The organism is Collinsella aerofaciens, assembly GCF_039836695.1.
Classification (GTDB): Bacteria; Actinomycetota; Coriobacteriia; order Coriobacteriales; family Coriobacteriaceae; genus Collinsella; species Collinsella aerofaciens_BD.
Genome location: NZ_JBDPAC010000052.1, coordinates 1 through 1,351 on the forward strand (window position 1 = coordinate 1; position 1,351 = coordinate 1,351).

A 1,351-nucleotide genomic window follows, 5' to 3' on the forward strand; every position below is an offset into this window, starting at 1 on the left:
CACCACCGAACTCGAGAACGTCCCTCCAGTCGTACTGAACCTTGTCCGAGCACTTCTCGTGCGTCAGGTACAAGGCCATGCTCGCCTTGCTCTTCGCGTACTTAATCGAATGGGTGTGCAGAAATGCGAAGTCCTCTTTAACAGTGTCGTAGCCCACGGGCTGTGGGTACTCAACTAAGCCGTGGTGGTGCGCGACCTTGACCTCGCCCTCGATGTGGTCTGGGTTCCTGCGCTCGTCCGCAGCCGTCCACACATCCCTGTCGTGAAGCGGCGAGACTAGAAACGGCAGTCCGAGTTCATCGCACTCGTCACGCCAGCCAACCTCGGCGGTATCGGGATAGAAGATGAACATCCAAACCTTGTGACGCTTCCCAGCCCCACGGTTCTCCTTCTCCCACTTGCGCTGTGCTTCGCGCTGCTTTTCTTTGTCCTTGTATGGCATGATGCTATAATTCTCCTTGCAGAAAGGACTGGTTAAACCGTCTGCTAAAAGCCCCTAAGCCGCCAAGCAAGAGGGGCTTTCTTTTTGCCTATTTACGCTATGGCCATGAGACCATCCGCGAGGATTCCGCGAGCGTATGCACCCGTCGATTTGCCCTCGGCCTTCGCTTCTTTCTCAAGCGCCCGCTTCATGGCAGCGGGAACCTTGAGCGACAGCGTCACAGTATCCGGAGCCGCCTTCGGAAGCTTACCCTCGACAATCTCGCCGACGTTGACCCATCCGCTAGGCCACTCGTCACGCTCAAGAGCGCTCTCCCAGTCGGCAATCATCTCGTCGGTAACGACCTTGCCGTTCTCGGCAACGATTCCGTCCATGTCTACCTCCATCCCAGCTCACGCTTGAACTTCTTCGTCGGCGGCACCATCGCGTGGAACACGCACCAAACGCCGTCGATATCCATAAATCCAATCAGCTCGGCGAACCTCCCGTCAGGAAGAGAACCGACCGAAATCCAGAGCGGCGGGTCGTCCGTGCCATTTCGCTGTCGGCACCTAATCGGGTTCTCCCACGCATATGCGACTTCCTCGCTGGTAAGCCCGTGCTTGAGGGCGTTCCCGTGTACTCTGACCACTGCCGTTCTCCTTTCTTCCCTAGCAAGTATACCCGATTAGTATACTGAATCAAAGCGCCTGCCCATCATAGTTGCGGTCAGGCGCGAAACCCGACCGCTCAAGCTCAAGCCGTTTGCTAGCCGCACGACCTTCCTCAACGTCATCGAACGGAGACCACTCGTCCATCTCCTTTTCAAGCTGGTTCATTTCCTTGAGCTTTTCGCGAGCGCCCTTCTCAAGAACGCGCTCGGCTCGCTTGCCGTCTTTTTCGCTCTCGAAATCTCGACCAGCTTTGAGC

The 1,351-nt window shown here is 56.8% G+C and carries 4 protein-coding genes; all 4 read right to left on the minus strand.

The window, feature by feature from the left end:
* Positions 1–442: Rep family protein (locus tag ABG996_RS10720; RefSeq protein WP_347500990.1), on the minus strand; the 442-nt coding region annotated here is incomplete at its 3' end.
* 92 nt (positions 443–534) lie between these two features.
* Complete coding sequence (locus tag ABG996_RS10725) at positions 535–816, minus strand: hypothetical protein (protein ID WP_347479841.1); 282 nt, start codon at positions 814–816, stop codon at positions 535–537.
* A gap of 2 nt (positions 817–818) precedes the next feature.
* The gene (locus ABG996_RS10730) at positions 819–1,073 is read right to left on the minus strand and encodes a hypothetical protein (RefSeq protein ID WP_117843712.1); all 255 of its coding nucleotides are present in this window, start codon (positions 1,071–1,073) and stop codon (positions 819–821) included.
* Between the two features lie 49 nt (positions 1,074–1,122).
* Positions 1,123–1,351, minus strand: a 229-nt coding sequence (locus tag ABG996_RS10735; RefSeq protein WP_347500991.1) for a hypothetical protein, incomplete at its 5' end; no start/stop codon positions are given.

Coding starts and splice junctions, on each gene's coding strand:
- ABG996_RS10725 (WP_347479841.1), bottom strand. CDS start 816: ATGGACGGAATCGTTGCCGAGAACGGCAAGGTCGTTACCGACGAGATG.